This window comes from Flavobacterium sinopsychrotolerans (assembly GCF_900110375.1).
In the GTDB taxonomy this organism is placed as follows: domain Bacteria; phylum Bacteroidota; class Bacteroidia; order Flavobacteriales; family Flavobacteriaceae; genus Flavobacterium; species Flavobacterium sinopsychrotolerans.
This window is the reverse complement of sequence record NZ_FODN01000002.1, coordinates 496025-522066: the sequence shown is the minus strand read 5'-3', so window position 1 is coordinate 522066 and position 26042 is coordinate 496025. Positions and strand designations below refer to the sequence as shown.

Sequence of the window (26042 nt, the reverse complement as noted above, 5' to 3'; positions counted from 1 at the left end):
TTTATTATTTTGTTATAAATTCTATTGGGATGCTTTCGGTTTGTGTTTGACTCAAAGCTGTAATGGCATAAGTGTAATTCTTAAAATTAGCATCGGTCACTTCAAATGTTTTAGCTGTTGTTACATAATAAATATTCTCAGAATTGGAAAAATCAGTTATTTTTCCTTTAGTAAATCTATAAATCACGAATTTCTTATTGTTCAATCTTGCCTTCCAGGTCAGATATGCTTTGTCTCCTTTTTGGGTAATTAAAGCGTTTATTGGCGGCTGTGGTGTTATCCTTGTAATTCTATTTGCTTCAGGTGTTAATGCGATATATTTATATTGTTTTCCAATAAGAGGTTTTCTAAGCGTATCTCCTTTTTTTAATAAAGTAGAAGCTGTAAAATGCATAGAACCGTCTATTAAAGGTAAGGACCGTATCATTTCTATTTGCTTGACAATTTGGTCCGGACTCCTCCATTCTACTTCTTTAGCGGTTTTCGAAATCTTATAATCACCATGACCAACATAAACATTTGCTCCGTATTTATGTGTTGCCCACCATTTTGCCAAAACTTCAAAATTGGCTCTGTCAAAACCAATATGCCAATACAGTTGTGGAGTTACATAGTCTATCCAGTTTTCTTTTTGCCATTTCAAAATATTAGCATACAAATCATCATAATTTGTAACTCCTGCCACAGTATTTGAACCTTCCGAATCCTTAGATTTATTTCGCCACACTCCAAAAGGTGAAATTCCAAATTCGACCTCTGGTTTATTTGCAATTATGGTGTCTCTTATTTGTTTGATTATCAAATCGACATTGTCTCTTCTCCACTCCTCTTTGTCTTTAAATTGGCGTGGTTCTTTGTCAAACGCTATTTGGTCGGGAAATTCTTGTCCTGTAATTTTATAAGGATAAAAATAATCGTCCATGTGTATCGCCTGAATGTCATAATTTCGAACTATTTCGCCCACTACAGATGAAACAAAATTCCTAGTTTCTTTATAACCAGGGTTAAAATATCTGGTTTTTCCATACGTAACAAATAGCTCTGGTTGCTTAAAATACAAATGTGTTTTTGCAAGCACTTCTTTGGTCGTATCTTTTTGTACACGATAAGGATTGAGCCAAACATGAACATTCATTCCTCTTTTTCCGGCTTCATCAATCATTAATTGGAGCGGGTCAAAACTAGGAGCAACTCCCTGAATTCCGGTGATCCAATGTGATGCAGGTTCTTTAGTCGATTTGTAATAGGCATCGGCAGTAGGACGGATTTGAAAAATTACGGTGTTCAAATTATAAGACCGCATATTATCCAAAAGCGTTATCATCTCATCCTTCATTTCTTGGTCTGATAAGCCTTGTTTTGAAGGCCAATCCATATTGTCTACGGTAGATATCCAAACTGCCCGCATTTCTCTTTTTGGCGATTGCTGGCTAAAAAGATTCGTTTGAAACAATAACAATAGAATTAAAATTTTTACACTATTCATAAATACTATTTTTGGTTATTTAATACTCTTTAAAATTATCATAAACTGTGACTAAAAAACAATTTGACATATAAAAACAGGATTTTCGTCTTTTTCACACTTTTTAAGCTAGGTTTCTATCTATTAAAATATACTACCAAATTACTCTAATAAATAAATTCCTCCTTCTATAAGCGACGTCCACACGTTGCCTTTATCATCCACCGAAAATCCATTTACACTGGAACTTCCTATACGAATTTCTTTTATAACCTGAAATTTTTCAGAATCAACAATAACAACCTCCCCTTTTCGACTTCCAATATATATCTTGCCGTTATTTTCTAATATTGCTGCAGGATTATGTTCATATCCAAGTTTTAAATCCAAAAGCTTACTTTGGTTAATCAAATTTTCTTCGGTCAATTCTAACTCATCATTAAGGGGCAATCTCAAAAGTTCCCCATTCATTGTTTTAGCATAAAACCACTTTCCGTCCTGACTTTTCCCCATGGATTCTCTGACTTTCCATTTAGAGGTTCTCAAAAGTGTTTTACCCGTTACTATTTCTAAAATTGTCAAGAACCGTTCGGGAGTAACAAAATAAAGTCTGCTCTTTGATGAAACTACATTTACGTTTCCAGCCGAATACAAGACTTGCTTATCATTACCGTTATTCCACTTCCAAATAAGTTCTCCCGTATTTTTATCCAAGCAATAAAGATTGGTGTCCCATGTTCCAAAAATAATTTTATCGCCTTCTATCAAAGGGGTTCCTTGTGAATATGACAACGGCAATTTATTTTGCCAAATAACTTGTCCACTACCGGCATCGATGCAAATAAACGCTGTAGAACTCGCTGTATAAAGTGTATTGTTTTCGACAATTGGCGAACCTACCAAAACTCCACCTACAGGAATCTTCCATTTTTGCTTGCCCGAATCTTTATTAAATCCTAGCAAATTTCCTTCTATTGTTCCAATAACAAGGGTATTCTTTACAATTATTGGTGAAAAATAAATTGAATTCACTGTTTCTATTTTCCAATTTAAGGTCTTCTTTTTTAAATTAACTGATTGTATCTCCCCAATAGAATTAGTAAAATAAACATTCTTTTTATCAAAATAGGGAACATTATAAATTGACGCAATATCTTTTATAAAAGGAGGGAAATCAGTTCTTAAATTATCATTTATAATTTCAATTTTTGAAGGTTTAGATGGAACTGAAAATTTAAAAACACTTGGTTTTTCTATTTCTTTTTGATAAATACTAATACTATCGTTACTTATGATAACCTCATTATAACTTTTTGTCTTTCCATCACGCGAAGTAATAGATGCTCCCATAATACCGCTCAAACCAGAGAAATCATATTTTTTCAACGTGTGCCCATGACCACAAAAACTAGCAACAGTAGGGTGTTTTTCTAAAACAGAAAGTACCTCTTTATAATTACTGACACTATTGTCCAATGGGTAATGTGCAAAATTCAAGACTTTTTTATTGCTATTTGTAAGGCTGTCTTTTAATGTTTTATCGAGCCAAAGTACATCTTCATGCTTTACAAAACCATCTCCCATTTTCATGTAAGGCCCACACGGAAATCCTATAAAAAGATACTCACCTTTTGAGAAAACAAATCTATCGTTACCCCATAGTTTTTTATACGTCAAACCAGCGCTTTCGCTCCAATTCGTCTCGTGATTTCCAGAAATTACATAATATGGGATTTTTAAATTTGCAAGAATGGAATGAACCTGTTTTAGTTCATCATCAGCACCACGATTAGTCAAATCCCCAGTTACTACAATAAATTCATGATCCGAATTATTGATTTCTTTTACAATATTTTGCAACAAAAAATCATTTTCGTTCCCCACAGAAACATGCAAATCAGTAAGTTGTACAAACTTGATATTTCCAGATTTTTCTATTTTTTGAGAAAATCCAGATGCGATTATGAAAATCAATAATATTTTGGAATATAGATATTTCATGAGTACTTATTTAGTTTGTTTTTACCGTATCGTTAAAATAGTTATAAAAAAATAGCATTTGAAACTTTAAAGCGTTTTCCCAATATTCAATATTGTGTTTTCCTGGACGTTCTATATAATCATGATTTATTTTTAAAGCAAGCATCTTTGTATGAAGTTCCCTGTTTACATCAATAAAAAAATCATCAACACCACAATCAATAATAAGTTTTAGATTGTTGCTTTCTAATAACCCAAGCATATTAACAACTGTGTTTTTGTCCCAATTTTCAGGGAACTTAGTTATTGTACCCAGACGCTTTTTTATATCCCACTTTTCAGGAAACGGACGAATATCAACACCTCCGCTCATACTACCTGCCGCTCCAAATACATCTTGATGCTTGAGCGATAGATACAGCGCTCCATGACCACCCATACTAAGTCCTGATATTGCTCTACCTTCTCGATTAGCAATGGTTTTGTATTTTTGATCAATAAAAGGAATTAATTCATCAATTACGTACGTTTCATATTTAAAAGTGGGATCAATTGGACTGTCAAAATACCAACTGGAGTAATTTCCGTCCACACCAATGGCTATAAAACCATATTTATCAACCTGTATCGAAACGTCTTTAAAACTTTTTACCCAAGTTGCATAATTTCCGCTATAGCCATGAAGAAGGTAAACCACTGGAAACTTTTTCTTGTTTTTTTTATAATTATCGGGAACTATTACGCAGGTCTTTATGTTTTTTTTCATCGAAGCGCTAAAAACTTGTATGGTGTCAACCTTAGCAGCTTTGGCAGAAAAAAATACTAAGAATAAGAGTACTATACAGATTGTTTTTTTCATAGAATCAGGGTAACTTTTGTTTAAATAAGGTAATAAACTCTCCTCAAAATGCATGAAAAAATAAAATTTATAATACATTTTGAAAGAAAAAATGAAATGAAATTCAAAAAAATTATTTCAAACAGCTCCTCAAAATTGTCACCGGATGCAAGGCTTTTCTGTTGGTTCCATCAAAAATCTGGTGGCGACAACTCGTTCCTGCTGCTGCAATAGCCGTTGTGGGTTCAGTGGCTCTAATTTTTGGAAACAACGTATCTTCTCCCATTTGCATGCTGATTTCATAATGTTCTTTTTCATATCCAAAAGAACCTGCCATGCCGCAACATCCCGAATTATAAATAGTAACCGAACTGTTTTTCGGTACATTCAACATCGCAAAAGTCGCTTCCATCGTACTCAATGACTTTTGGTGGCAATGTCCGTGAATTTTTATTGTTTTCGCCTCCTCAGAAAATTGTTCTGCATGAATTTTTCCTTTTGTAATCTCATTTTTGAAAAACTCTTCAATCGTAAATACATTTTTGGCTAATTTTTCAGCACTTTCTTTATCGTCAGCCAATCGAATGTATTCGTCTCTAAAGGTCAATATTGCCGAAGGTTCTATTCCTATCAAAGGAAAATCTGCAGTAATGTAATCCGAAAAAACAGCCACATTTGTATTCGCAATTGCTTTTGCTTCTTCGAGAAAACCTTTCGTAATAAAAGCTCTTCCACTTTCTTCATGGTCCACCAGAATTACTTCGTATCCTAAGGCTGTCAATAATTCATACACATCGATTCCAACAGAAACATCATAGAAATTAGTGAATTCATCACAAAACAAACATACTTTTCCGTTTACAAATGAATCACCTGGCGCCTGATTCCAATTTTTCTCGTACCATTTCCTGAACGTCTTTGAAGCCAAAAGCGGCACTTCTCTTTTGGATGCAATTCCCATGCTTTTTTTTACCAAAGGCAAATTCACCATGAAATTCGTGAACCTTGGAGTGATACTTCCCAGACCATTCAATTTCGCATTAAAAGCAAATATTTTATTGCGCCATGAAAATCCATTTGCTTTTTGATATTGGTACAAAAACTCCGATTTTAAGGCAGCCACATCCACATTACTGGGACATTCGCTGGCGCAAGCTTTGCAACTCACACACAATTCAAAGACTTTATACAATTCTTCGTGGTCGAATTTATTATCTTTCTCTGAATGTGTCAGATATTCTCGCAGCGCATTGGCTCTGGCACGCGTCGTATCTTTTTCATTTCGGGTCGCACGATAACTTGGACATAAAGTCCCACCTGCCGAAGGTAATTTTCTGCAGTCACCAGAACCATTGCATTTCTCCGCGGCACGCAAAATCCCCATACTATCGGAGAAATCCTGAATTGTTTGTATATTTGGTTCCACTCTGCCCGCTTCCACTCTCAGATTTTCATCCATTTTGAAAGCGTTTACGATTTTCCCAACGTTCAAGATGGTATTGGGATCAAAAGCATGTTTGATTCGTTTCAACAATTCATAATTCTGGTCTCCAATCATGAAAGGCAAAAACTCGCCACGCACAATTCCGTCGCCATGTTCTCCGCTCAGCGAACCTCTGTATTTTTTGACCAAAATAGCCACTTCAGTTGCGATGTTTCTAAATTGATGCAGCCCTTCTTTTGTTTTTAAATTTAAAACCGGACGCAAATGCAATTCTCCAGCTCCGGCATGTGCGTAATAAATCGCCTCTTGTCCGTGTTTTTTCATCATCGCTGAAAATTCGGCAATATAATTGGGCAAATCACTCAATTCAACAGCCGTATCTTCAATAGAATCCGCCGCTTTATTATCGCCAACAATACTTCCTAAAAGTCCGAGACCTGCTTTTCGCAACTCATTTATTTTATCAATATCAGCGCCGTAAATTTTAGGTAAAGCATAGCCGAAATTATTTTTTTCAAGATCTTCAATCAACTCATTTGCTTGCACTTCGGCATCTTCCATACTATAATGAGAGGCCACTTCGAGCATGATAACCGCTTTTGGTTCGCCTTGAATGAAAAATCGGTTTTTGGCTTGCTCTCGGTTGGTTTTGGTACAATTCAGAATCGTATCATCCATCATTTCGCAGGTGTACAGATGATGTTTCATCGCAGTCACAACCGCTTCAAGACTTTCTTGAATGGTATGAAAATGCGCTACCACCATCACACTGTTGGTTGGCGGTGTTTTATCTACTTTCAGTGTGATTTCGGTGGTAAATGCCAGTGTTCCTTCGCTTCCGCAAAGGAGTTCCCCTAAATTTATAGTATTTTCCGTTCCTCCAAAAAGTTCCGATTTCAATAATAAATCAATCGCGTAACCCGTGTTTCGTCTGTGAATTTCAGGTTTCGGAAATTCCTTTATAATCTCCTTTTGGTTTTCTGTATTCGAAAGTTCCTCATAAATCGTTTTGTAAATAGAACTTTCGAGCGTGTTTCCTTTTGTTTTTTCAATGAATTCGGCCGACGTCATTTCTTTAAATACTGCCGAAGTCCCATCACTCAAAACCGCTTTGATTTCCACTATTTTATCTCGGGTAACTCCGTACCGAATTGATGTGGTTCCCGATGAATTATTACCTATCATTCCTCCTATCATACAGCGATTTGAGGTCGAAGTATTAGGTCCAAAAAATAATCCGTGTTCTTTTAAGTACAAATTCAGTTCGTCCCGAATTACTCCCGGCTGCACGGTAACCGTTTTTTTCAAGGAATCAAAAACGACAATCTTGGTAAAATGTTTCGAAACATCCACAATTATTCCATTCCCTACTGTTTGACCGGCTAACGAAGTTCCGGCAGTTCTGGGCGTGATTGAAATCTTGTTTTTTGCTGCAAAGCGAATAATTTTCACAATATCATCCTCTGATTTTGGAATCGCTACAGCTACAGGCATAATTCGATACGCGGAAGCATCTGTGGCATACAATGTTTTATGAAGATCATCAAAAAAAAGTGTTCCTTCTAATGACTGGGATAATTGTTCTAGTTGAGGCGTGATTGACATGTAGTGGCGTAAATTGCTGTTATTTCTAAAAATATAAAATATCTCACATTCTGATTGATACTTTTCGCAAAAAACTTAGTCTACTATTAATTTCAATCAGCTGACGGTTCTTGCGAAAAGTAATATCTAAAATTAAATTCATCCTTTTAAACATTTAGGACTTTTAATTTTTCTAATAATCAAAACGTTTAAAAGCCTCAATCGCCTCATATTCTGCAAGACCTAAATCATCATATAGTTTTGCTGTATTTTTATTACGCTCCTCAGCTCTTACCCAAAATTCTCTGGAATCGTTTCCTTGAAACATCACTCTGTCTTTTTGAGATTGATGGTACAAAATGGCATGTCTTTTAATCGTTACTTCGTCTGGACTCAAAGGTACAGCCATATCTATCTCGTGAATATCCCATTCATGCCAAGCACCTCTATACAACCACAACCAACAATCATTCATGTAAGATTCTGATTTTAACTGTTTCATTGCCTCGAATATAGCATTCAAACATACTTCATGAGTGCCATGCGGATCTGCCAAATCTCCAGCAGCAAAAACTTGATGAGGCTTTATTTTGGCAATAATATCTTTCACGATAGCAATATCATCCAAACCTAAAGGGTTTTTCTTTATTTGCCCGGTTTCGTAAAAAGGTAGGTCTAAAAAATGTGTTTTTTCATCTTTTAAACCGATGTATCTGGTAGCAGCATACGATTCACGTCGTCTTATAAGACCTTTTAATTTTCGAACTTCCAAAGAATCAACTTGGTTTTCGGTCTTATTATTTAGAAAATTAATAACCGATGAAAAATTAATTTCACTGTTTTCCTTACCGATAAAATCACGACATACTTCAGCAAATTTTAATGCTTCATCATCCGTAACTGCTATGTTTCCGGAAGTTTGATACACAACATGTACGTCATGTCCTTGTTTTATTAATTTAGAAAATGTCCCTCCCATTGAAATTACATCATCATCTGGATGTGGACTAAAAAGAATAACTCTTTTTTTTGCAGGATTAGCTCTTTCGGGTCTGTGAGAATCATCAGTATTAGGTTTTCCTCCCGGCCAACCCGTTATGGTGTGCTGTAAAACATTAAACATATTAATATTCAAATCATATGCAGAACCTTCTTGTGCTAAAAGATCTGACATACCATTATTATTGTAATCCCTGTCGGTAAGTTTCAATATGGATTGTTTGGTTTCTTTGCAAAGCCAAATAATTGCTTTACTTTTTAATTCTTGTGTCCAAATACATTGACCAACGAGCCATGGTGTTTCAAATCTTGTTAATTCGGAAGCCGCAAATTGGTCTAAAACAAAAGTAGCATTAGAATGATTCTGTAAAAAAGTAGCAGGAACTTCTGACGTTATTTCGCCTTGAATTGTTCTTTTAATAACAGCCGCTTTATTTTGTCCCCAAGCCATCAAAACAATTCTTTTAGACCTAAGAATCGTTGAAACTCCCATTGTAATCGCTCTTTTAGGAACGTTATCAATACCATTAAAATCCGAAGAAGCATCGACTCTGGTAATGTGGTCTAATGTTATGATTCTGGTTCCGGAGTTAATGTGAGAACCCGGCTCATTGAAACCTACGTGTCCTGTACGACCAATTCCTAAAAGCTGAAAATCAATTCCTCCTGCATTTTTAATTTTTGTTTCATAATCCATGCAATATTGATTCAGTTCCTCTAATACAACTGTTCCATCTGGAATATTTATATTTTCAGGTTTAATATCGATATGATTAAACAGATGCTGATGCATAAAATAATGATAGCTCTGGCGGTTTTCTTTAGTCATCGGATAATATTCATCCAGATTGAAAGTGATAACATTATGAAAACTAAGTCCACCCTCTTTATGCATTCTAACCAATTCTTCATATACTTTTATAGGTGAAGAACCTGTAGCTAAGCCAAGGATACAAGATTTATTTTCGGCTTGTTTAGATTTGATTAATGTTGCTATTTCCTGAGCAACAACCTTTGAAGCTTCAACAGAACTTTTAAAAATCACATTATGATTTTTTTCAAATCGAGTTTCTTCAAATTTTCCAGGTATGTCGTAAGCCAAAGAAGTATTCGTTTTCATAATATATCTCTTAATTAAAAAAATTAGTTTAACAAATATATACAAAAAACAAAACAAATATTTTATTTTGCATTATTTAACAAAAATAAATTTAAATAACGCAAAATAACGCAAATTTTTAACTGAAATTAAAGTTACAATATAAAAACTCCTAGCTTTCTATATTCTTCCAACCTTAAATCTTCTGGATCTAAATCCGTAACAATAGTATCTAACTGATTGAGATCACAAACTATATGTGGCATTTTAGTATTCAATTTACTAGAAGCAAACATAGAAACCACTTTATCAGATGACTCTATCATTGCTTTTTTGACGATAGAAACCTCATATCCTACTTCCGTCAACCCTTGTTTTACATTAATACTGCTCGCTCCTATAAAGCAAATATCCGCTTTAATCTTTGATAAAACTTGAATTACATCCATTCCTATAGTAACCATTGCATTTTTCTGCATTTTTCCGCCTATAAATATTAAATCTATATTGGGATGCTGAGACAACTGCATCGCTATAGGTAAACTATAGGTATAAATAGTAGCCTTTAAATCCGAAGGGATTAACTTAGCAAAAACCAAATTAGTACTCCCTCCACTCATTATAATAACCTGTCCATCATGCAACAAAGACAATGCTTTAGTAACAATTTTTTTCTTTTCCTCCTCAGCCGCTATGACAATATCGAAAACATCAGCAGGCTTTTCTGCACTTTGTATGGCTCCACCATAAACTTTTTCAAGAAGATTCTTGTTATCTAACTCATTTAAATCCCTTCTTATTGTATCTTCTGACAAATCTAAAGCCAAAGCCAAATCAGTTGTAACAACCTTCTGATCCTCAATAAGTCTAGTCATTATATATTTATGTCTTTCGGCTTTCAGCATTTTTTAAAATTAAAAATTCAGGACAAATATATCAAATATTTCAATTCAAAAGCAGAGACATCCCACCAACTGCAATAGAACACCTCATTAAAATCATTAATCTACAAACACAAAGCCTGTTTTTAAACAAAAAATGCATTTTATTGCGTTATTTAGTTTGTTTTAAAAAAAATAATACTAAATGTTGCATTTATATGCAATAAATAAATATATTTGTTCAATAACCATAAAACCAAAATAATTATGAAGAAATTATTCCTTATTTCATTATTGGTTTTGTTCGTTCAAGTTACATTTGGACAAACGAAAACAATTACTGGAACTGTTAAAAACAAAGCGGACGGAATTCCTATACCAGGGGTTTCTGTGCTTATTCGAGGAACTGCTAATGGAAGCACGACTGACTTTGATGGTAATTACAGCATCGCTGCATCATCAGGACAAATGCTTAGTTTCAGTTATATTGGTTTTGAAACCAAAGAAATAAAAGTTACAGGACAGCAAACACTCAATATTGAACTTTCAGAAAATACTTTAAAATTAGACGAAGTTGTTGTTGTGGGCTTTGCTTCTCAGAAAAAAGCGAATCTAACAGGCGCTGTCGCCTCTATTGATGTTAGTAAAACAATTGGAAGCAGACCTTTGACAGACATCAGTAAAGCACTACAAGGTACTACGCCAGGTGTAAATGTTAGTTTTAATTCTGGAAATATTAACCGTTCAGCAAATCTAAATATACGTGGATCTGGAACTGTTAATGGTTCAGATTCTCCTCTCGTTTTGGTTGATGGGGTTCCAACGGATTTAGCACTTATTAATCCAAATGATGTGGCAACGATGTCTGTACTTAAAGATGCGGCCTCTGCTTCTATTTATGGAGCTCGTGCAGCCTTTGGTGTAATACTCATTACTACAAAAGGAGGAAAAACAGGAGAAGGAAAAGTTAGATTTTCTTATACAGGAAATGCGGCTTTCTATAATCCAATCTCTACACTACAATTCTTAGACCCAACAGATGAAATTCCTGGGTTGATTGCTGCAGGAACACGTACTGATGGTGCCGTGCCAGAATTTTTTGGTGCAAATTATAATACTATGCTAACCGGAATTCAAAACTGGAAAGAAAAATATGCTAATAATCGTACCAGTAATGAGATGGTTTATGGTGAGGATTGGGAAATTAAAAACGGTACACCCTATTTCTACAGAGTTTGGGATACTAATAAAGAATTGTATGCAAATGATGCACTTCAAACTTATCACAATTTTTCCGCACAAGGTAATCTAGGAAATAACAGTTCTTTCTTCGCTTCATTTGCACTTACAGAACAAGAAGGAATGCTGAGAGTTAATCAAGAAACAAAACAAAGAACAAATGTAAATTTAGGATTTACAACAAAATTAGCTGATTGGCTTACTGGTGATTTCAAAGTAATGTCAATTCTGAGTAATTATAAACAACCGTTTAATTATTATGGTGGTGCTGGTACTGATGATTCAGGTTATGGCGGGTATCTTGGTTATGCTCTTCGTTGGGGTCAATATACTCCAAATTTTGGAACCTATAAAGGATATAATTTCCGTAGCGCTGGAGGATATTTATCTAATGCTTCTACGAATGAAAATGAGCAATATAATAATAGGTTAAGTGCAAAATTTACAGCAGAAATTACAAAAGATTTTAATTTAATAGGTGAAATAAGTAATGTAACTGATTATTATTCCAGAAAACAAAATGGAGGCAAATTTCAAGCTTGGGATAGTTGGTCAGCTATGCCTTATGATGCTACCACAATTCAAACAGCAGTGCCCACTATTCTTGAAGCGGGAAATGATTATGTAGCTCAATCAAAGGCGGAATCAACAACAAAAGTTGTCAATATCTATGCAAACTATAAAAAGCAATTTGATAAACACAACATCAAAGTTTTGGGAGGTTTCAACTCGGAATGGCAAGATTTTTCACGTACTTACGCAAGAAGAAATACTCTTTTGGACAAATCAAAACCAGAATTTAATCTTGCTGTAGGTGAGCAATTTGTTTCAGGAGCTGCTAATAGTTCTTTAAATCCAGCAGTAACCTCCTATTCAATTGCAGGTTTCTTTGGACGTATAAATTATGATTATGACGGAATTTATCTATTAGAAGTGAATGCCCGTTATGACGGTTCTTCAAAATTTCCTACTGCCCAACAATGGGGATTCTTCCCTTCAGCTTCTGTGGGATATAAGATTTCTAATGAGAAATTTATGGAAAGCACACGTGGCTGGCTGAATGAGCTTAAATTGCGTGCTTCTATTGGGGCGATTGGAAATCAAAACGTAGGAAATAATGCTTTCTTATCCGTTTTAAATTCTTCAAATCCTTGGTGGATAAACAGCGGATCTACACTGCCTCCTTCTACCGGTTTACCAACTAATGTTGATCCTACATTAACTTGGGAGAAAGTTTATACAAATGATATTGGTTTGGATGTGAGAATATTCAAGATGTTTGGCGCTTCATTTGACTGGTATCAACGTGAGACAAAAGGAATGTTAGCTCCAGGCATTACTCTTCCTGGTTCGTTTGGTCAAGCTGCTGCACAAACAAACTCAGGAAATATGAGAACAAGAGGATGGGAATTGTCATTGAATTTTAATAAAGAAATAAATGAAAATGCTTCGGTATTTCTAGATGTTGCTTTATCAGATTACACCTCAGTGATAACCAAATGGAATAATACTTCAAAATTATTAAGCACTTATTATGACGGGTATGAAATTGGTCAAATTTGGGGTTTAACAAGTGATAGGCTTCTTCAAGCAGATGACGTAATAACAAATAACGGTAAAACTGTAAATGGAATTGACTACTCAAAAGCAATGGGCGGTAATTTTAAATTTGGAGCTGGAGATGTACATTATGTGGATACAAATGGCGATGGCGCTATATCTCGCGGCGCTGGAACCGCTGACGATCACGGAGATTTAACTAAAATTGGTAATTCAACTCCTCGTTATAAATACGGAATAACATTAGGCGGAAAGTTTCATGGATTTGATGTTTCTGCTTTCTTTCAAGGAGTTGCTAAACGTGATTACTGGGCGGCTTCAGACGCTGTATTACCTTTCTATCGTGCACCTCAACAAATGTATGCAAACCAATTAGACTATTGGACACCTGATAATACAGATGCATATTGGCCAAATCCAAATTATGGTGATGAAGCAGGTGGTTTTGGAGGAAGCACTACTGGTAGAAATAACTTCATTACACAAACAAGATATTTGCTTGATATGTCGTATTTACGTCTTAAAAACTTTAGTCTTGGATATTCTTTATCTAAAGAACTTGTAAAAAAAGCTGGATTAGAAAAAGTTAGACTTTACACCTCAGGTGAAAACTTATTGACTTGGGCTGATAGCCGTCTTCCTGTTGACCCAGAAATTAATGAAACTGAAATTTTCTGGGGAAGAGCTTATCCATATACTAAATCATGGTCTTTTGGAGTTGAGCTATCGTTCTAATATTAACAATTCAAAAATTTTAAAATGAAAAAATCAATTATAAAATCTAAATTACTACTGATGTTTACTGTTGCTACTTTAGCAATCTCTTCAGTTAGTTGTGAGGACTACTTAACAGAAGATCCTGCGGATAAATTTACAAACGATAACTTTTGGCAAACAGAAGATAATGTAAAAACATTTTCATGGATTAATTATGATACGTTTTACGGCTACGGAAATGGTACAACAATTGGACTTTCCTTTTTCTATTATCATGGTAGTGATAACAGAGTAGATGATAACTTATCGGCTTTCTCTTTTTATCAGATGCCGATAACCCCAACTACTACTAATGTTAATTCTTGGAATGAATATCATACACTAATTCGCCGTTGTAATTTGATGCTAGAAAAAGTGCCTAATGTTACTATGTCTGAGGCAAAAAAGAATCATTATATTGGAGTAGCTAAATTTTTTAGAGCCTATACTTATTTTCGTTTAGTGCAAAAATTTGGAGACGTACCTTATTCTGATAAATATTTATCTCAAAATGATCCTTTAGTTTATGCACCAGCAACACCGAGGGCAGAAATCGTAGATAAAGTTATCGCTGATTTAGAAGAAGCAACCAACTTGCTACTTGCAATTGATGATAAAAATGTTACTATCAATAAATACACGGCTTATGCTGCTTTGAGCAATGTTTGTCTTTATGAAGGGACTTACAGAAAATATCATTTAGGTCAAGACGGAAGTACTTATCTTAACAAAGCCAAAACAGCTTCGTTAGCCATAATGAATAATTCAAGCTATAAGTTAAATTCAGATTGGAAATCTCTTTATAATTCTGTTGAATTAGGTGGTAACTCAGAGGTGATACTTGCAAAACGTTATCTGACAAACGTATTAATGCATTCTCTTCAGAACTATACCAATACTTCTACTACTCAATACGGTTTAACAAAATGGGCTGCCGATAGCTACGTAACGACAAATGGCTTACCGATACAACAAGCCGGAAATGCCCAATATACAGGCGATAATAACGTTACAGAAACATTTACAAATAGAGATCCACGTTTTGCAAAAACTGTAAACCCAACTACTTACGGCTATAAAGGAAAACCTTTTGGTACTGCTGCATTGACTTCAATGTCTGGATATGTATTTGAATTATACAACAATCCTGCAACATCAGGTCCAGATGTCACAACAGGAGGACGAAATTATACTGACAGTCCGTTATTTACACTCAGCGAGGTTTATTTGAACTACGCGGAGGCTTGTGCCGAGCTTGGTACCGCTACAAATATTGACCTTGATATGTCCATCAATAAAGTACGTACTCGTGCAGGTATAGCACCTTTAACTACTGACGGAAATAATGTTTTTGCTGCAGGTGTGCAGATTAATGATCCAAGAAGAACAGCTGCTTTAGAACAAATCTCCGGTAGCGTTAATCCACTAATTTGGGAAATTCGTCGTGAGCGTCAAATTGAATTTATGAGCTGGACAACACTAAGACAAATGGATATTTACCGTTGGAAAAAAGGAGATTATTTAGATACTACAAAAAATCCAGATGTAAATCTTGGAGCAAGAGTTGGTACTCCTGTTGGAACGCAAATTAAAGTAGACGCTAACGGATATGTAAAGATTTACCCAACAAGTACAAGAAACTTTGAAGCCAAACACTATTTATTAAATATCCCTACAAATGATATTGATTTATATAAAGCTCAAGGTGTAGAATTAAAACAAAACCCAGGTTGGTAATTCAGAAACTCAAAAACTGAATACTGATAAGATTATAAACTACCTCCGGGCATGGATTGCCCAGAGGTAGTATTGTAATTTTCTTTGTCATAAGCATAGCTTCCCAAAAAACTACCAAATTAAAAGTCCTATCTGATAAATTCAGAGAAACTCTTCTATAGTAAATCAAATTCAAATTGATATTAATATAGAAAAATTGAATATTAATTAAATAAAATCTAAAATTTTATTTAGTCGATATCACCATTCTAACTATTAAACTTTAATTTAAAATGATCAAATTCCTAATAAAAAGTGCTCTTCTTGTATTATTTATATTTTACACTCCATGTTATTCCAATTCATTTCAGATAGTTACAAAAAAAAATACGTTAGAAAACAATATTATCACAATTAAAACAGGCGCTGATAATTATGAAAAATACCTGCCTTTATTACAAAACAAAAAGGTTGGAATTGTTACCAATCAGACTGGGATTCTGACAAACAAAATACATCTGGTAGATTTTTTATTAGAAAAAAAAATAGCCATCCAAACCATTTTTGCTCCTGAACACGGGTTTAGAGGAACTGCTGATGCCGGTGAACATGTCGTTGATGGAAAAGATGCCAAAACCGGACTCTCAATTATTTCTCTTTATGGTGATAACAAAAAGCCAAAAGCAACTCAATTAGTTGGAATTGACATCATGTTATTTGATTTACAAGATGTTGGAGCACGTTTCTACACCTACATTTCATCTTTGCATTATGTCATGGAAGCCTGCGCAGAAAACGGAATTCCTCTTGTAATTCTAGACAGACCAAACCCTAATGGGAGTATCATAGATGGTCCACTTTTAGAAAAAGAATTTACCAGTTTTGTAGGCATGCACCCTATTCCACTCCTTCACGGCATGACTATCGGGGAATATGCAAAAATGATAAATGGAGAAAAATGGCTTAAAAACGCGGCACAATGTAAATTGACCGTTATTCCTTGTCTTGATTATAATCGAAAAATGGAATATAGTTTACCCCAAAAACCATCTCCAAATTTACCAAATGACCAATCCATAAATCTGTACGCGAGTTTGTGCTTGTTTGAAGGGACTAATGTGAGTGTGGGCCGCGGAACCGAAAAACAATTTCAAATTTATGGTTCTCCTTTTTTAACGGTAAGCACTTTTACTTTTACTCCAAAACCAAATTTCGGAGCCAAAGACCCACTTTATAATGGAAAAGAGTGTTTTGGTGAAGATTTAACTTCTTACCCTAAACTAACTCGATTAGAACTAAAATGGTTAATTAAAGCCTATCAAAATACCAGTGACAAAACTAAATTCTTCAATCCTTTTTTCACAAAACTTGCTGGGACAAAAAAATTACAGCAGCAAATTGAAAGCGGAATTTCAGAAAATAAAATAAGAAAAAGTTGGAAAAATGGATTAACAGCATTTAAAAAAATGCGTATGAACTATGTAATCTATTAAATAAATGCTTGTTTATTGTCAAATAGAACTAGGACACTGTTTTAATAAAATACAAACATTGAATCTACCCTACAAAAAATAAAAAATCTCTAATCAGTAAAAAATAAGAAATGGCAAAAATTAATCCCGATACAGAACAAGAGTCGCTCTATTCGAACTTAGATAAAATGAGTACTAATGAACTACTCTCTAATATTAATAATGAAGATAAAAAAGTAGCGGATATAATAGAAAAACAAATTCCCAATATTGAAAAATTGGTTGATATTATTGTGTCTAAAATGAAACTTGGTGGAAGACTATTTTATATCGGCGCGGGTACATCCGGAAGAATCGGTATTCTTGATGCTTCAGAATGTCCGCCTACTTTTGGAGTTCCAGACAATTGGATTATTGGCATCATTGCAGGTGGCGACTCAGCTATTAGAAAAGCAGTAGAAAATGCCGAGGATGACATTGATCAAGCCTGGAGAGATTTATCAGCCTACGACATTTCGAGTTTAGATGTGGTTATAGGAATTGCTGCTTCGGGAAATACTCCTTATGTTATTGGAGGATTGAAAAAAGCGAAAGAAAACAATATCGCAACTGGAAGTATTTCCTGTAATAGTGAAAGTCTGATTTCAAAACAAGCTGATTATCCTATAGAATTGATTGTAGGTCCAGAATTTCTTACCGGAAGCACGAGAATGAAAGCTGGAACATCACAAAAATTAGTTTTAAACATGATTTCAACATCTGTTATGATTAAACTAGGGCGCATTTATGGCAACAAAATGATCGACATGCAATTGTCTAATAAAAAACTAGTACAAAGAGGTGTTGAAATGATTGTAGAAGAACTACACATTGACGAGAAATTAGCTTCTGAATTACTAAAAAAACACAAAAGTGTCAGAGCCGTTTTACTGGCTGAAAATAAAAATCTAGAAATTTAATAAACAAACTATTTTAAAGTCTGTTACATATTCATAAAAAACAATAAACCTATAAAGATACAAAATGACTCCAAGTGCAATCCTAATCCTTATCATCGTTTATTTCGCAACATTATTCTACATCTCACATAGAGTCAGCAAAAAAGATGATGGGAATGATGCTTTTTTCACCGCCAATAAAAATTCAAAATGGTATTTAGTTGCTTTTGGGATGATAGGAACCGCTCTTTCGGGAGTAACTTTTATATCTGTTCCGGGAGAAGTAGGCGCCGCGAGTGGCGAACAATTCAAATATTTTCAGTTTGTATTGGGTAATGCTATCGGATTTATAATAATTACAAAATTATTATTACCGCTATATTACAGAATGAATCTAACCTCGATTTATGGATATATAGAACAGAGAATGGGGCTTTATAGCTATAAAACAGCAGCCAGTATCTTCTTGATTAGCAGAACGGTAAGTTCTGCATTCAGACTCTATTTAGTGGTAATAGTATTACAGCGTTTCGTATTTGATTATTATAATATTCCGTTTGCATTAACTGTATTAATCTCCTTGCTGCTCATTTTTTCTTACACCTACAGAGGTGGATTGAAAACAATTATTATTACGGATACCTTGCAGACTTTTTTCCTTGTGACATCGGTTTTCCTTACCATCTATTTTATTTGCGACAGTATGAATTTAAGTGCCGTTAGTGCTTTCAATGAAGTTAAAAACAGTAATTATTCACAAATATTTTTCTTTGATGATTTCCTAGGAAGTAAATTTCATTTTGTAAAACAAATATTAGGAGGAATGTTTGTAACTATAGCTATGACTGGGCTAGATCAAGATTTAATGCAAAAAAATCTGAGCTGCAAAAACATTGGTGATGCACAAAAAAACATGTTTACCTTTACAGGAATCTTCGTTATAATCAATATTTTCTTTTTAAGTGTTGGTGCTTTACTTTATATTTATGCTGATAAAAACGGAATTGCAATCCCTGTTGATTTAATTACAAATAAACCCAGAACCGATTTGCTTTTTCCTGAAATCGCATTGAATCATTTATCAACAATTCCCGCAATTATATTTTTATTGGGGATTATTGCAGCCACTTTTGCCACTACCGATTCTGCTCTGACGGCTTTAACGACCTCTTTTTGTGTCGATTTTTTGGGAATGGGCAAAGCCGAAAACAGCCATAAACAAAATACCGTACGTAAAAGGCATATTGTTCATATCAGTTTTTCAGCATTAATATTCTTAGTAATACTCATTTTTAATTCAATCAATGATAGTTCTGTTGTTGGGATGATATTCAAGGTTGCTTCTTATACTTATGGCCCATTATTAGGATTATATGCTTTTGGTCTGTTTCAAAAATCAAGAAACGTAAATGATAAATTAGTCCCATTTATATGCCTATTAGCTCCTTTCTTAACGTATATAATAAATGAAAACTCTAAAATATTATTTTCGGGTTATGTATTTGATAATGAATTAATAGTACTAAACGGACTATTAACTTACTTAGGATTGTTCCTGACAAGTTCCCATAGCATTAAAAAAATTAGTTTTTAAATCACATTAAAAACACAAATAATTGACCAATCAATTGTCCAAAAAAATAATTAGATGAAAAATTACTTTATAAAGATTAGCCTCTACGCCGCATTTATATTTTTGATTACCAATTGTGCTGTTTCTAAAAAAACCAATACAATTACCGCTTTAAAAAAAGCTTCCTTTTCAGAAGAAATAGACATTTATGTTCCTAAAAGTAAATCAGAAAGAAAGACTTTTTTTAAAAATTCTGAAAGTGAAACGAATTGGGTTGACAGTATTTACAACAAAATGTCGAGTCGAGAAAAAATAGGCCAATTGTATATGATTTCAGCTTATTCTAATAAAGATTCTGTTCACGAAAATGAAGTTAAAGCCCTAATCGAAGAATACAAAGTTGGTGGAATCCTTTTTTTTCAAGGTGGACCAATGCGTCAAGCGAAATTAACTAATGCGTATCAGTCTAAATCTAATGTCCCATTATTTATTGCAATAGATGCCGAATGGGGATTGAGCATGCGATTAGATTCTACCTATCGATATCCTTGGAACATGACTTTGGGAGCGATTGAAGATCTAAATTTAATTGAGAAAGTTGGTAAAAACATGGGGAATGAGAACAAGCGAATGGGAATCCATTTTAATTTTGCTCCAGTTCTTGACATCAACACCAATCCAAAAAACCCAATTATTGGCAACCGTTCTTTTGGTGAAGATAAAACTAATGTTAGCGACAAAGCCATCGCCTACATGAAAGGCGTTCAAGGTCAAGGTGTTTTCAGTACCGGAAAACATTTTCCAGGACACGGAGATACGGCTGCCGATTCGCATCATACATTGCCTTTGGTTGATTTTTCAAAAGAACGAATCGATTTGGTGGAACTGTATCCTTACAAAAGAATATTCGATGAAGGTTTGGTCTCTGTTATGGTTGGACACCTTGAAATTCCTAGCTTAGATCCTAGAAAAAATCTGCCTTCTTCCGCTTCGTATAATGTAGTAACCAACTTGCTTCAAAAGCAACTGGGTTTTGAAGGATTGATTTTTACAGATGGTTTAGCCATGAAAGGCGCCACAGATTTCCTAGGTCCTGGTGATCTTGAATTAGCTGTCATTCTTGCTGGAAATGATATTTTACTTGGTCCAGTAGACGTACCGGCAGGTTTCGAAAAACTAGAAACAGCCTACAAAAATGGAATTCTTACCGAAGAACGTTTGGCTTATTCGGTAAAAAAAATATTGCGTTATAAGTACAAAGCGGGATTGAATAAATACAAGCCTATTGCTTTAGAAAACTTAGTTCAAGACATCAATCCTTCAGAAAATGATGCTTTACATTATAAATTGTATGAAAATGCAATCACTGTTTTAAAAAATGAAAAGAAAATACTTCCTATCAAAAATTTAGATCAGAAAATTGCATACGTAAAACTGGGAGATGATGTCAACAGCACTTTTGTCACTACATTAAAAAAATATACCGAAGTGACGGAAATATATAACACTAATATTGATAGTCTAAACAGCGAATTAAAAAAATACAATACTGTTATCATTAGTTTCCATAAATTAAACAAAACTTGGGAAAAACAGAATTTTACGGAAACTGAATTACTTTGGTTACAAAAAATTGCAAAGCACAACAAAGTGATTTTGGATATTTTTACAAAGCCTTATTCCCTATTGCCAATCAATAATTTTGATGATATTGAAGGATTAGTAGTTTCCTACCAAAACTCTGATATAAGTCAGGTGGTTTCAGCAGAATTACTATTTGGAGCTATAGAAGCCAAAGGAAAATTACCCGTATCCATTAATTCATCCTTCCATATAAATGAGGGTTTATCAACCAAAAAATTAAACCGTTTGGGTTTTACAACCCCAGAAAATGAAGGAATGAATCCATTGATTTTATCTAAAATCGATACTATAGCCCAAAAAGCAATTGATGGTAAAATGACTCCTGGAATGCAGGTACTTGTCGCTCGAAAAGGAAATGTGATTTTCCAGAAATCCTATGGTTACCATACCTATGATAATACCACGAAAGTTTTAAATTCAGACTTATATGATGTAGCCTCGATTTCAAAAATGATTTCGACTCTGCCTAACGTGATGCAATTATACGATCAAAATAAAGTGAATCTGAATACCAAATTAAAAAAAATGGTTCCCCTTTTTTCAAAAACAAATAAAGCAAACATCAACTTCAAGGATTTACTGACACACTATGCTGGGCTTCAGGCTTGGATTCCATTTTACAAAGCAACTTTGGACACGGAAAACAAACCTTTGGAAAAATACTATCATAAAATAGCTGACTCCCAATTTTCCACAAAAGTAGCCGACGGTCTTTTTATTAGAAATGATTATCACGATACCATAATGAAAATCATTGCAAATAGTCCATTGTCAATTAAAAGAGAATACAAATACAGCGATTTCACCTTCATTATCCTGAAAGAATACCTCGAAAGAAAAACTAAAAAGAAATTAGAAGTTTTAAGCCAGAAAAAATTTTACAGCTCACTTGGAATGAATAATACGCTTTACAATCCCTTAGAAAAATTTGATAAAAATGGAATTGCACCGACTGAAGTTGATAATTATTTTAGACACCAGGTTGTTCAGGGATACGTTCATGATATGGCAGCGGCAATGGAAGGCGGAATAGCCGGTCATGCCGGAATTTTTTCTAACGCTATGGATGTTGCCAAAATGATGCAGCTGTTTTTACAAAAAGGAAATTACGGCAATAAGCAATATTTTTCCGAAAAAACATTCGATGCCTTCAATACTTCCTATTACAGTTCTGAAGGAGTTCATAGAGGTTTAGGTTTTGATAAAAGAATAGGGAAAGACGGATCTACCTGCGCATGCGTTTCTGAATCCAGTTTTGGTCATACCGGCTTCACGGGAAACATAGCTTGGGTCGATCCAGAAACAGAGATTGTTTATGTATTTTTATCCAATAGAACCTATCCGGAAGTTTCCGGTGACGGAAATAAATTGTCTAAAGAAAAAATTCGAGAAGACATTCAGCAAATAATTCAGGAAGCTATCGTCAAATAAAATTGTTAACACCATTTTAGTAAACCTGAATGAAGTAGGTTTCCAATAATTAAATTAACCAAATAATCTAAATTAAAAAAATGACAAAAGAGCGTTTAATTTCACTAGATGTATTTCGAGGATTTACCATTTTATTAATGACTATTGTCAACAACCCGGGAAGTTGGGCCGCTATTTATCCGCCTTTGGCTCACGCAGAATGGCATGGCTGTACTCCGACCGATTTAGTTTTTCCCTTTTTTATTTTTATAATGGGTAGCGCAATCCCTTTTGCAATGCCAACGAAACAATTTGATTATTTAGTTTTTAATAAAATTATAGTTCGATCCTTACGAATTTTCTGTTTAGGATTATTTTTAAATTATTTCAGTAGAATTGAATTATTGGGCTTAGAGGGGATTTCCTTGTTACTGCTCAGGTTGATGATAACTTTTGCAGTCGCTTATGCACTTTTAGGAAACTTTAGTTTAAAAATTAAAACCTATCTCGTTTTTGGAATTTTCGCAATATTACTAATCTTAGCATTCAGTAAAATTGAAGCATTTCGGGATGTACGAATCCCAGGAGTTTTACAGCGAATTGGAATTGTATACTTCTTTGCGGCTCTTTTATATTTAAAAACAAATCTAAAAACACAACTTCTGGTTGCCGCTTCCATTTTACTAGGTTATTGGCTTGCAATGGGTTTCATGCCAGTTCCGGGATTTGGTGTCGCAAATTTTGAAAAAGGGACCAACTTAGCTGCGTGGCTAGATAATTTAGTATTAGAAGGACATCTATGGAGTTACTCCAAAACTTGGGATCCAGAAGGAATTTTGAGTACTTTACCTGCTTTAGCAACTGGAATTTTTGGAATGTTTATAGGACAGGTATTAAACTTACAAATTCCAAAAGTTGAAATTATCAAAAAAACAGCTATCATAGGAATTGCGCTATTGATTACAGGTTTGCTTTGGAGTATCGTATTTCCAATAAACAAATCGCTTTGGACAAGTTCTTATGTATTATATACTGCTGGTATTGCTACAATATGCTTAACTCTATTGTACTGGATAATTGATGTTCTAAATTATAATAAATGGATTAAACTGTTTTTAATTTGGGGCGTAAATCCCATGATTGTGTTTTTCTTTTCGGGAATAATTCCAAGAGTTTTGAGCTCAATTAAGATTCAAAATCCAGAAATAGCAACTGAAGAAATTAATCTTCAGAGTTATATTTACAATTATAATATTGTCCCTCTTTTTAGCAATCCATTAGATGCTTCCTTAACTTACGCATTAGTTTATGCTGTTTTTTGGTCTATAATTTTATGGGTGTTTTATAAAAATAAATTAATTTTTAAAGTATAACTCTTAAAATTATCGTACTAAGTTTTTTTACCTTTGGTGGTTAAAAAACAAGAGTATCCTAAACGTTTTAAAAAAGTATAAAAAAGAGGGTTGCATTTTATGAATCAAATTATTTTTGAATTATAAAATGCAACCCTTAGCAGTTCAAAGAAATTCTTTACTATCGCATATATCTTATTTTTTTTTCAAAAAAAATCTAAAACATCAAGTATTTTAGATTTTTTTCTATTTAAAGCCATAATCCATTTTCCATTCTCAAAAGGAAACTTCCCTTTACTTAACTCAAAACTCTATATTTCTGTTGTACTAGTTTTGTCAAGGCACTTTCGGTTTTAGAATCCAATTGTTGCGAGGCAAAATGTTTCCACATTCCATCGATATAAATCAGTAGCAATTCCGCTTCCAAAGTTGGATTTTCATAATTCAATTTCAAAAAAGCTACTGTTAGTTTTTCATAACAGGGCTTCATGAAAATGTCGTGGTATTTTTGAGAAAGAGAATTTAAAGCAATGATTTTATGTTGCATTTTCCAAAAATCGGGATGAGAATCCACCAAAATTCTGGGAACCTCAACAATTTTTAAAATATATTCCAATCCGTTTTCGTTATTTAAATAATTGGAAATTATTTTTGTAGCTTCTTGATAGCCGTGTTTAATAATTTCCTCCAATAATTTTTCTTTCGTACCAAAATGTCTAAAAATCAAAGCCTCTGAAGTTTCCGCCTCAGAAGCAATCGATTTTGTAGATGTGGCTCGTGCTCCATTTTCTGTAAACAGTTTGAGAGCTGCGTCGAGTATATCTTTCTTTTTGCTCATCTGTAAATTATTTAGATTGAGAGCGTTTTTATAATTTTAAACCCTTTCAATAATTACAGCATATCCTTGTCCAACACCAATACACATGGTTGCTAAAGCATATCGTTTTTCTAAACGTTGCAAGGATAAAGCAGCGCTGTATACAATTCTGGTTCCCGACATTCCCAGTGGATGCCCCAAAGCAATTGCACCTCCATTCACATTAACTCTAGAATCATTGTCCTGAAGTCCCAAAGCTCGTGTACAGGCCAAACTCTGAGCTGCAAAGGCTTCATTCAATTCAATAATGTCGATATCATTCAATGTTAATCCGGCTTTCGCCAAAGCTTTTTGCGTTGCCGTAACGGGGCCAATTCCCATAATTCGAGGCTCAACCCCAACAACCGCCGAACTTACGATTCGGGCTAACGGTTTTAAATTGTACTTTTTTACCGCAGCTTCAGAAGCAATAAAAGTAGCCGCTGCACCGTCATTCAATCCCGAAGCATTTCCTGCAGTAACCGTTCCATCTACTTTGAAAGCCGATTTTAATTTAGCCAAAGTTTCCAATGTTGTACTGGCTCTTACAAATTCATCTTCAGAAAAAACAATCGGTTCGCCTTTTCGCTGCGAAATGCTAACCGGAATAATTTCTTGCGCCAAAACACCATTTTCTTGCGCTTTTGACGCTTTCATTTGTGAATTATAAGAAAAAACATCTTGGTCTTCCCGACTGATCTCGTACAAATCCACTAAATTTTCAGCTGTGATTCCCATAGGATCCACGCCGTACATTTGTTTCATTTTTGGGTTTACAAAACGCCATCCAAAACTCGAATCTTCCATTTTAGAATCGGATCCATAGGCTTTTGATGCTTTTGAAATCACCAATGGACCATGCGTCATGTGCTCTACTCCACCGGCAATAAAAATATCGCCATCTCCAGATTTTATTGCTCTTGATGCTCCAATGATTGCAGACATTCCTGAAGCACATAATCTATTAACCGTTTCTCCCGGAACTGTAACCGGAAGTCCCGCCAGCAATGACGCCATTCGAGCCACATTCCGATTGTCTTCTCCGGCTTGATTGTGACATCCCAAAATAACATCATCAATCGCATCGGGTGGAATATTTGGATTTCGGTCAACCAGTTCTTTAATGACAATTGCCGCCAAATCATCTGCTCTGACAGCAGAAAGTGTTCCGCCAAAACTTCCTATTGGCGTTCTGATTCCATCTATTATATATGCTTCTGTATTCATTTTTATTAC

At 34.4% G+C, this 26042-nt stretch carries 15 protein-coding genes; 7 read left to right on the top strand and 8 right to left on the bottom strand.

What is annotated here, in order from left to right; all coding sequences use genetic code 11:
* Positions 1-4 precede the first annotated feature (4 nt).
* The 6 genes from BMX64_RS06450 to BMX64_RS06425 all read right to left on the bottom strand — a co-directional run bounded on the left by BMX64_RS06450 (position 5) and on the right by BMX64_RS06425 (position 10314).
* On the bottom strand, positions 5-1486 hold the full coding sequence (locus BMX64_RS06450; protein ID WP_091168693.1) for a glycoside hydrolase family 10-like protein: 1482 nt from the start codon (positions 1484-1486) through the stop codon (positions 5-7).
* A gap of 141 nt (positions 1487-1627) precedes the next feature.
* Positions 1628-3466, bottom strand: coding sequence for an outer membrane protein assembly factor BamB family protein (locus BMX64_RS06445; RefSeq protein WP_091168689.1), 1839 nt, complete (start codon positions 3464-3466; stop codon positions 1628-1630).
* 10 nt (positions 3467-3476) lie between these two features.
* A complete protein-coding gene (locus BMX64_RS06440; protein ID WP_091169051.1) occupies positions 3477-4304 on the bottom strand; it encodes an alpha/beta hydrolase in 828 nt (275 codons plus the stop codon).
* A 112-nt stretch (positions 4305-4416) separates the two neighbouring features.
* Positions 4417-7332 (bottom strand): FAD-binding and (Fe-S)-binding domain-containing protein, encoded by a 2916-nt coding sequence (locus BMX64_RS06435; RefSeq protein WP_091168685.1) that lies wholly within the window; start codon positions 7330-7332, stop codon positions 4417-4419.
* A gap of 172 nt (positions 7333-7504) precedes the next feature.
* Positions 7505-9430 carry a glucosamine-6-phosphate deaminase gene (gene nagB, locus BMX64_RS06430; RefSeq protein WP_091168680.1) on the bottom strand — a complete coding sequence of 642 codons (1926 nt, stop codon included), beginning with the start codon at positions 9428-9430 and terminating at the stop codon, positions 7505-7507.
* A 134-nt stretch (positions 9431-9564) separates the two neighbouring features.
* Entirely contained in the window at positions 9565-10314 is a 750-nt protein-coding gene (locus tag BMX64_RS06425; protein WP_091168676.1) for a DeoR/GlpR family DNA-binding transcription regulator, read from the bottom strand.
* Between the two features lie 243 nt (positions 10315-10557).
* Here BMX64_RS06425 and BMX64_RS06420 point away from each other — a divergent pair, with 243 nt between their 5' ends.
* The 7 genes from BMX64_RS06420 (at position 10558) to BMX64_RS06390 (ending at position 23971) form a co-directional block, all read left to right on the top strand.
* On the top strand, positions 10558-13824 hold the full coding sequence (locus BMX64_RS06420) for a SusC/RagA family TonB-linked outer membrane protein (protein ID WP_091168673.1): 3267 nt from the start codon (positions 10558-10560) through the stop codon (positions 13822-13824).
* A 24-nt stretch (positions 13825-13848) separates the two neighbouring features.
* Positions 13849-15582 carry a RagB/SusD family nutrient uptake outer membrane protein gene (locus tag BMX64_RS06415; protein ID WP_091168668.1) on the top strand — a complete coding sequence of 578 codons (1734 nt, stop codon included), beginning with the start codon at positions 13849-13851 and terminating at the stop codon, positions 15580-15582.
* Between the two features lie 272 nt (positions 15583-15854).
* Positions 15855-17054: an exo-beta-N-acetylmuramidase NamZ family protein gene (locus tag BMX64_RS06410; RefSeq protein ID WP_091168663.1), complete on the top strand. Its 1200-nt coding sequence runs from the start codon at positions 15855-15857 to the stop codon at positions 17052-17054.
* Between the two features lie 110 nt (positions 17055-17164).
* Entirely contained in the window at positions 17165-17992 is an 828-nt protein-coding gene (gene murQ / locus BMX64_RS06405; RefSeq protein ID WP_091168659.1) for an N-acetylmuramic acid 6-phosphate etherase, read from the top strand.
* 64 nt (positions 17993-18056) lie between these two features.
* Positions 18057-19565, top strand: coding sequence for a sodium:solute symporter (locus BMX64_RS06400; RefSeq protein ID WP_091168655.1), 1509 nt, complete (start codon positions 18057-18059; stop codon positions 19563-19565).
* A gap of 54 nt (positions 19566-19619) precedes the next feature.
* On the top strand, positions 19620-22619 hold the full coding sequence (locus tag BMX64_RS06395; protein ID WP_091168650.1) for a serine hydrolase domain-containing protein: 3000 nt from the start codon (positions 19620-19622) through the stop codon (positions 22617-22619).
* A gap of 80 nt (positions 22620-22699) precedes the next feature.
* Positions 22700-23971 (top strand): acyltransferase family protein, encoded by a 1272-nt coding sequence (locus BMX64_RS06390; protein WP_091168646.1) that lies wholly within the window; start codon positions 22700-22702, stop codon positions 23969-23971.
* 277 nt (positions 23972-24248) lie between these two features.
* Here BMX64_RS06390 and BMX64_RS06385 read toward each other — a convergent pair whose 3' ends face one another.
* Both BMX64_RS06385 and pcaF read right to left on the bottom strand, forming a co-directional pair.
* Positions 24249-24788: a TetR/AcrR family transcriptional regulator gene (locus BMX64_RS06385; protein WP_091168642.1), complete on the bottom strand. Its 540-nt coding sequence runs from the start codon at positions 24786-24788 to the stop codon at positions 24249-24251.
* A 36-nt stretch (positions 24789-24824) separates the two neighbouring features.
* Entirely contained in the window at positions 24825-26033 is a 1209-nt protein-coding gene (gene pcaF / locus BMX64_RS06380; RefSeq protein WP_091168637.1) for a 3-oxoadipyl-CoA thiolase, read from the bottom strand.
* Positions 26034-26042: the final 9 nt, after the last annotated feature.